This is a genomic window from Acetobacterium malicum subsp. dehalogenans DSM 11527, assembly GCF_000472665.1.
GTDB classification, from domain to species: domain Bacteria; phylum Bacillota; class Clostridia; order Eubacteriales; family Eubacteriaceae; genus Acetobacterium; species Acetobacterium malicum.
The window spans coordinates 85038-92941 of record NZ_AXAC01000018.1 but is presented as its reverse complement, the minus strand read 5'-3'; the positions used below and the strand labels follow the sequence as shown (position 1 = coordinate 92941).

The window sequence follows — 7904 nt, the reverse complement described above, 5'->3', positions numbered from 1 at the left end:
CAAAAACTTCGGTAACTGAAATCCCCTGTGCTTTGCGGATGCCAGATTGTCTCAGCAATGTTCCCAGTCTCAATGCTTTAAAAGCTTTTAAAAATGCAATTTTTGTCTGTTCAGATGGGGTGTTTTGGTTTATCATAGTGGTATGCACCTTTCTTGTCTGATTTTTGTTTGGTTTGCATCTACATTATATCAGACGTTGGGTGCGTTTTTCTGTCAACTTCTGTTTTTAGAAGCCACAGAATGTGTTGTTGTAAAGTCTCAGCTGAATTTTAGAGCTGGGAAAGTTGAGTAAATAACAAAACTAATGTTAGAAAATTTAAGAAGCAAACACCGAAGGAGATAAAAATGAGTACACCTAAAGTTGCTGTTATCATGGGCAGTGATTCTGATTTTGACATCGTCAAAAAATGTCTGATTGCACTGGAGAAATTTGGCATTGAATATGATGTTCAAGTTATTTCAGCCCACCGGAATCCACACAAAATATTTGAATATGCCACCACTGCCGAAGACCGAGGGATTGAAGTTTTCATCGCTGCCGCCGGAAAAGCGGCCCACCTGCCGGGAGTCATCGCCGGAATCACACCACTTCCGGTCATCGGCATTCCCATTCAAACTTCTTTTCAAGGCGGACTGGATTCGCTCTTGTCAATTGTCCAGATGCCATCCGGCGTACCGGTTGCCACGGTAGCCGTCAACGGGGCCGAGAACGCCGGGATTTTAGCAGCCCAGATGTTGTCAATCAAATATCCGCAAATCCGGGAAAAAATGAAGGCTTTCAAAATTCAGCTCAACGATGAAGTCGTTGCGAAAAATGAAAAAGTTCAGGAAATACTATAAATCACATCATCAATAAGAAATAAAGGAGATTAAGATGGAAAAATTAGAACAGTTGTATGAAGGAAAGGCCAAAAAAGTTTTTAAAACCGACAATCCCAACGAATTTATTATTGAGTATAAAGATGATGCCACCGCTTTCAACGGTGAGGTAAAAGGCAGTATTGGCGGTAAAGGTATCATCAACAATAAAATGACCGGTGTTGTTTTCACGATGCTTGAAGAAAAAGGAATTCCCACCCATTTTGTCAAAATTCTCTCCGAAAATGAACAGTTGGTTAAAGCGGTTACTATTTTTCCACTGGAAGTCATTATCCGCAACACTGCGGCCGGCTCTATTTGTAAACGCCTGGGGCTGGAAGAAGGTCTAAAATTAAAGTCACCAATCTTTGAATTCTGCTATAAGAACGATGATTTTGGGGATCCGGTTATCAATGATTATCATGCTATTGCCATGGAACTGGCCACTGCCGAAGAAATTGAAGTGATCCGGGAAATGACCTTTAAAATTAATGAGATCTTAAAAGCATATTTTTTGGAAAAAGGGATCAACCTGGTTGACTTTAAAATCGAGTTTGGTAAAACCAATGACGGTCAAATTGTTTTGGCTGATGAAATTTCACCAGATACCTGTCGTTTCTGGGATGTGGAAACCAATGAAAAATTGGACAAAGACCGCTTCCGTAGAAACCTTGGCAACATCGAAGAAGCATACGAAGAAATGCTAAAACGGGTTCAGGCTTAAAACAAAGCACCATTATCATATTAAATAATATAAGATTGCCGGAAAATTAAAATCAAATACCTGGAGGATGCACACACCAATGATAAATGACAAGTTTCGCGATGAATGTGGAATAATGGGGGCTTATCTCAAATCCAAAGAGAGTAACTGTTCTTCCTATATCTATTATGGACTTTATGCGCTGCAACACCGAGGGCAGGAAAGCGCTGGTATCTCGGTTAACAAAGAGGGGAAAATTTTAACCCACAAAGAAACAGGCCTGGTCTGTGATGCTTTTAAAGGCAACGTATTAAAGCAGCTTAAAGGAAATATCGGAATCGGGCACGTCCGTTATTCCACCTCAGGAGAAGATGGTGTCACCAATGCCCAGCCTTTAACAGTCAACCACAGTGTTGGCCAAATTGCGTTGGCCCACAACGGGAACCTCATTAATGACAGTGCTTTAAGAAACATGCTGGAAGACTCAGGGGTTGTTTTTCAGACCACCATTGATACTGAGGTAATGGTTAATATTTTAGCCAGAAGTTTACGACATGGGATGATTGAAGCGATTCAGCGGATGGTTGAAATTATAAAAGGCGCCTATGCTCTGGTAATCACAGTTGGGGATAAACTGGTAGGCGTCCGTGATCCCTATGGTTTACGCCCGCTATGCATCGGCAAGAAGGATGAAGATTATTTTCTGGCTTCGGAAAGCTGCGCTCTGGATGCTATTGGGGCGGAACTGGTTCGGGATGTTGAGCCCGGCGAAATTGTTGTCATCGACGAGACTGGTTTAACCAGTTATGGTCAAAACAACTGGGTTAAAAAGAAGGCCTGTATTTTTGAGTTGATTTATTTTGCCCGTCCGGATTCGGTGATGGATGAAACCTCGGTTTATGCGGCTCGTCATAAAGCCGGCGAAATTCTTGCCAAAGAGTCACCGGTTGATGCCGATGTTGTCATCGGGGTGCCGGATTCAGGGATTGGTGCGGCCATCGGTTATGCTGAAGCTTCAGGAATTCCTTATGGTGTCGGTTTAATTAAAAATAAATACATCGGCCGGACCTTTATTCAGCCTAATCAGAAGCTCAGAGAAGAAGGGGTGCGAATTAAACTAAACCCATTAAAAGAAACCATTAAAGGCAAACGGGTCATTATTATTGACGATTCCATCGTTCGGGGAACCACATCCAAACGACTGGTTGAAATTTTGAGACAGGCTGGCGCAACTGAAGTTCATTTCCGGGTTACCAGCCCACCGGTAGCACACACCTGCCATTTCGGGATTGATACCCCGCGGCGAAAATACCTGATCGGCGCCAAGAAAACGGTCGAAGAAATCAGAGATATTTTAGGCGCAGATTCGCTGGCCTATATTTCATTGGATGGCTTAACGGAATCAGTTGGCGGAAAAACAACCTTCTGTCGCGCTTGCTTTGATGGGGAATACCCCATGGAAGTGCCAATTTTAAATGCCAACGACTAAATCGCAAGTGAAATTAAATTAACTGGAACTAAAAAATAGATGGAGGAAACATGTCAGAAAATCAGATAAAAACAGATGCTTATCGACAAGCCGGAGTGGACGTGGAAGCCGGTTACGAATCGGTTAAACTAATGAAGGACGATGTAAAGCGGACCTTTAATGATCGAGTTCTTTCGCACCTGGGTGGATTCGGCGGGCTGTTCGAACTGCCCGAAGGTTATCAGAAACCCGTCCTGGTTTCGGGAACCGATGGCGTTGGAACCAAACTACGGTTGGCTTTTATGATGGATCGTCATGATACCATCGGCGTGGACTGCGTAGCGATGTGTGTTAACGATATTTTATGTCAGGGTGCTCAACCAATGTTCTTTTTGGACTACATTGCCTGCGGTAAAAACTATCCGGAAAAAATCGCGACCATCGTCAAAGGAATTGCCGAAGGCTGTATTCAGGGAAATATGGCCTTAATTGGCGGCGAAACGGCTGAAATGCCCGATATGTATGGCCTGGATGAGTATGACCTGGCTGGTTTTGCGGTGGGTATCGTCGAAAAAGATGATATTGTTACCGGCGCAAATATTGCTGAAGGTGATGTGCTGGTGGGGCTACCATCCTCCGGAGTCCACAGCAATGGTTTTTCGCTGGTACGAAAGGTTTTATTTAAAGATCTGTCTCTGGATGTTAATACCTATGTGAACGATCTGGGTATGACCCTGGGTGAAGCCTTGCTGACACCGACCCGAATTTATGTGAAAGCCTTGGCTGATCTGATCAAACCGTGCGGAATCAAGGGCATGAGCCATATCACCGGTGGCGGTTTTTATGAAAATATTCCCCGGATGATTCCCGATGGACTTTGTGCCAAAGTTGATGCCAGCGTGATCGAAACGCTACCAATTTTTAAATTTATTCAGGAAGCGGGAAAAATCCCCGCTGAAAGTATGTATGCCACCTTTAATATGGGGATCGGTCTGGTGGCAGTTCTGCCAGCCGACCAGGTTGAAGCCTTTATATCCGGTTTAACAGCCAAGGGCGAAAAGCCGGTTATTCTTGGCACCATTGTTAAAGGAGAGGAAAAAATCGACTTATGTCTGTAAAATCTTTAAAAAAAATCGGCGTGCTGGTTTCCGGCGGTGGGACCAATTTTCAGTCCCTGATTGACACCATTCATCACAAATATGGCGAAATTGCGGTGGTGATTTCGAATAACCGCCATGCCTTTGGTTTGGAACGGGGTGATGCCGCCGGGATTCCGGCAGTCGCCATCAATCCCAAAGGCTATCCCAGCAATGAAGCCTTTGATGAAAAAATTGTCGAAATTCTCAGCGGCTATGATGTCGATCTGGTGGTTCTGGCCGGCTATATGAAAATCATTACCCCGGCCTTTGTAGAAGCTTATCCCAATGCTATTATCAACATTCATCCCGCCCTGATTCCATCTTTTTGCGGGGCTGGTTTTTACGGGATGCATGTTCATCAGGCTGTCATCGATTATGGTGTCAAGGTCACTGGGGCAACGGTTCACTTTGTTAATGAAGTGGCTGATGGCGGCCCGGTTATTCTGCAGGAAACTGTTATGGTCACCGATGATGACACGCCGGAATCGATTCAGCAGAAAGTCCTTAAAATTGAACACGAGCTTTTACCACAGGCGGTGAAGGCTTTTTGTCTTGACCAATTGTCAGTGGAAGGCCGCGTTGTTAAAAATAAAGCAGCATCAAATTAGATATAAACACAGGGAATTTGTTAGAGTTATAAATTTGGAGGAATAAAATGAGAGCATTGTTAAGTGTATCGGATAAACGTGGGATTGTCGAATTTGCATCAAAACTGGCAGCAATGGGATGGGAAATCCTGTCTACCGGGGGAACCGCCAAAGCCCTGAGAGAAGCGGGATTGACAATTACCGGCGTCTCTGAAGTGACTGGCTTTCCGGAATGTCTGGACGGACGCGTCAAAACCCTGCATCCTAAAATTCACGGTGGGATTCTGGGAATCCGCAACAATCCCGATCACCAGAAACAGATGGCGGAACTTGATATTACCCCCATCGATTTATTGGTCATCAACCTCTATCCATTTAAAAACACGATTTTAAAAGAAGGGGTCGCCTTTGAAGATGCGGTTGAAAATATCGATATCGGCGGACCAACGATGCTGCGATCGGCAGCCAAGAATTTCAATGATGTAACTGTGGTGGTGGACCCGGAAGACTATGCTGTGGTTCTGGCTGAGCTGGAAGCAAACGGAAAAACAAACTATCAAACCCGCTATAACCTGGCCTTAAAAGTGTTTGAAACGACCTCCAACTATGACACGATGATCGCCGACTACTTAAGAAAACGGGTCACCGGGGAAGTCTTACAAGACACCATCACGATGACCTTTGAGAAGGTTCAGGATCTCCGCTATGGTGAAAATCCACACCAAAAAGCCGCTTTCTATGGCGAAGTGGTTCCGGTTAAAGGAGCGCTCACTGCAGCTAAACAACTCCAGGGCAAAGAACTTTCCTATAATAATATCAACGATACCAACGGAGCCTTGGAAATCTTGAAGGAATATGGGGACGAACCCACCATAGTCGCGGTTAAGCATGCCAATCCCTGTGGGATTGCCAGTGACGAAGAAATTGCGATGGCTTATAAAAAAGCCCACGACAGTGATCCGGTTTCCATTTTTGGCGGCATCATTGCTTCCAATCGACAGATCGATGCAGCCGCCGCCAAAGAAATGGTGGAAACCTTCCTGGAAGTGATCGTTGCACCCGGATTTACCCCGGAAGCATTGGCGGTTCTGGCAGCTAAACCAAATCTGCGGTTATTGGAGCTGGCCGACATCACTCACAACGAACCTAGCTATGAAGTAAAAAAAGTGCTGGGTGGTCTGCTGGTTCAGGAACGCGATACCAAGTTGTATGATGAGTTAAAAGTCGTCACCAAACGTCAGCCCAGCGAGGCCGAAATGGCTGAATTGCTGTTTGCCTGGAAAGCGGTTAAAAACACCAAATCCAATGCCATCAGCCTGACTAAAAATAAATGTCTGATAGCCAATGGACCGGGCCAGGTCAATCGGGTCGGCGCCCTGGAAAACGCCATTCGTCAGGCTGGCGAAAACGTCAAAGGTGCAGTGATGGCATCGGACGCCTTCTTCCCCTTTGACGACAGTGTTAAAGCTGCCGCCGCTGCCGGTATTACTGCCATCATCCAACCCGGTGGGGCTGGAAAAGATGCGGATTCAATCAAAGCCTGTGATGAGGCGGGGATTGCGATGGTGTTTACGAACATGCGCCACTTCAAACACTAATTTTTTCCACATAATTGCTTAATCACGGCGTTGGAAATAGTTTTGTCCTTGGTCACGTATGTAAGATACGCTCCCGTCGGACAAAACTATTTCCGCCTTGTGCTAAAGCAATTCTGAAGAAAAAAATTGAGTTAGTATATATTATTTTGAATTCGAACAATTCTCTTAGCAAAACAAGGTTTGATTGATTGAAGGGGCGATCCGTGATCGCCTGTTTCCAATTTGTCACGAAGATTTGAAAACACAAAGCAAAACAAGGAGAGACAGATGAAAATATTAATGATAGGATCCGGTGGCCGGGAGCATGTGTTAACATGGAAGCTAGCCCAAAGTCCCCGGGTTGAAAAAATATATGCCGCCCCGGGTAACGGTGGTATGGCAGAATTGGCCGAATGTGTTGATTTGTCGGTTGAAGATATTCCCGGCTGTTTGGCTTTTGCCAAAGAACATCAGATTGATCTTACCGTTGTCGGTCCCGAAGTTCCTTTGGTGATGGGGATGGTCGACGCTTTTGAAGCGGCTGGTTTAAAAGTTTTTGGTCCCAATAAACATTGTGCTCAGTTTGAGGGCAGCAAAGCCTTTACCAAGGAATTTTTATTCCGTCACAATATTCCCACCGCCGCCTATAAAGAATATATCGATTTTGATGAAATTATCAAAGATCTGGGTGTTTATGGCTATCCGATGGTGATTAAGGCTGATGGTCTGGCCGCCGGAAAAGGTGTGCTGATTCCTGAAAACGAAGCCGATGCCCGAGCAGGCATGGAAATGATCATGAAAAAACGGGAATTCGGAGAAGCTGGCGATAAGGTTGTTATCGAAGAATTCTTAACCGGACAGGAAGCCTCGATGCTTTGTTTTGTTGATGGCAAAACGATTGTCCCGATGGAAAGTGCCCAGGATTACAAACGAGCCTATGACAATGATGAGGGTTTGAACACCGGCGGGATGGGAACCTATTCGCCCAATGTGCTGTTTGCTGATGAAACCCTGAACAAGCGCATCAAAGCCGAGATCCTGGATCCGATTATCGATGGTTTTATTGCCGATGGCATGAATTTTAAAGGAATCCTGTTTATTGGCCTGATGATCGAGAACGGCGTGCCGAAGGTTCTGGAATTTAACGTTCGTTTCGGTGATCCTGAAGCCCAGAGTGTCCTGATGCGGATGGAATCTGATCTGGTCGACATCATGGAAGCCGTCATCGATGGCAAGCTGGCTGATTGTGAGATCAAATGGAGTAATAAAGAAGCCGTTTGCGTGGTCATCGCCTCCGGCGGCTACCCCGGTCCTTACGAAAAAGGCAAGGTCATCACCGGCATTGAAGATGTGAAAGACTGCGTCGTCTTCCACGCCGGAACCAAGCTGGTCAATGGCGAACTACAAACCAACGGCGGCCGGGTCCTCTGTGTCACCGCGCTGGGCGAAACCCGTGAAACCGCCAGAAAAACCGTCTACGCCAACATCGGCAAAATCCATTTCGAAAGTGCTCAATACCGAACCGATATTGCCAGGTTTAACTAAAATTTAATCGCAGAAAATTTTATGGAG

Annotated in this window: 7 protein-coding genes; all 7 read left to right on the top strand. The window is 45.4% G+C overall.

Going from position 1 to position 7904, the window contains the following annotated elements; genetic code table 11:
- Nucleotides 1-345: 345 nt before the first annotated feature.
- The gene (gene purE / locus A3KS_RS0108820; RefSeq protein ID WP_026394626.1) at nt 346-840 is read left to right on the top strand and encodes a 5-(carboxyamino)imidazole ribonucleotide mutase; all 495 of its coding nucleotides are present in this window, start codon (nt 346-348) and stop codon (nt 838-840) included.
- A 34-nt stretch (nt 841-874) separates the two neighbouring features.
- On the top strand, nt 875-1582 hold the full coding sequence (gene purC / locus A3KS_RS0108815) for a phosphoribosylaminoimidazolesuccinocarboxamide synthase (RefSeq protein WP_026394625.1): 708 nt from the start codon (nt 875-877) through the stop codon (nt 1580-1582).
- A gap of 79 nt (nt 1583-1661) precedes the next feature.
- Complete coding sequence (gene purF / locus A3KS_RS0108810; RefSeq protein ID WP_026394624.1) at nt 1662-3050, top strand: amidophosphoribosyltransferase; 1389 nt, start codon at nt 1662-1664, stop codon at nt 3048-3050.
- A gap of 50 nt (nt 3051-3100) precedes the next feature.
- Nucleotides 3101-4147, top strand: coding sequence for a phosphoribosylformylglycinamidine cyclo-ligase (gene purM, locus A3KS_RS0108805; protein WP_026394623.1), 1047 nt, complete (start codon nt 3101-3103; stop codon nt 4145-4147).
- A complete protein-coding gene (purN, locus tag A3KS_RS0108800) occupies nt 4138-4776 on the top strand; it encodes a phosphoribosylglycinamide formyltransferase (RefSeq protein WP_026394622.1) in 639 nt (212 codons plus the stop codon). Before purM ends, purN begins: the two co-directional genes overlap by 10 nt.
- A gap of 47 nt (nt 4777-4823) precedes the next feature.
- A complete protein-coding gene (gene purH / locus A3KS_RS0108795) occupies nt 4824-6353 on the top strand; it encodes a bifunctional phosphoribosylaminoimidazolecarboxamide formyltransferase/IMP cyclohydrolase (RefSeq protein WP_026394621.1) in 1530 nt (509 codons plus the stop codon).
- Between the two features lie 267 nt (nt 6354-6620).
- Nucleotides 6621-7877, top strand: coding sequence for a phosphoribosylamine--glycine ligase (gene purD, locus A3KS_RS0108790; protein WP_026394620.1), 1257 nt, complete (start codon nt 6621-6623; stop codon nt 7875-7877).
- Nucleotides 7878-7904 lie beyond the last annotated feature (27 nt).

Excerpts from the sequence above, each read along its gene's own strand:
- purE (WP_026394626.1), top strand. The coding sequence starts at position 346 with ATGAGTACACCTAAAGTTGCTGTTATCATGGGCAGTGATTCTGATTTT.
- purC (WP_026394625.1), top strand. The coding sequence starts at position 875 with ATGGAAAAATTAGAACAGTTGTATGAAGGAAAGGCCAAAAAAGTTTTT.
- purF (WP_026394624.1), top strand. The coding sequence starts at position 1,662 with ATGATAAATGACAAGTTTCGCGATGAATGTGGAATAATGGGGGCTTAT.
- purM (WP_026394623.1), top strand. The coding sequence starts at position 3,101 with ATGTCAGAAAATCAGATAAAAACAGATGCTTATCGACAAGCCGGAGTG.
- purN (WP_026394622.1), top strand. The coding sequence starts at position 4,138 with ATGTCTGTAAAATCTTTAAAAAAAATCGGCGTGCTGGTTTCCGGCGGT.
- purH (WP_026394621.1), top strand. The coding sequence starts at position 4,824 with ATGAGAGCATTGTTAAGTGTATCGGATAAACGTGGGATTGTCGAATTT.
- purD (WP_026394620.1), top strand. The coding sequence starts at position 6,621 with ATGAAAATATTAATGATAGGATCCGGTGGCCGGGAGCATGTGTTAACA.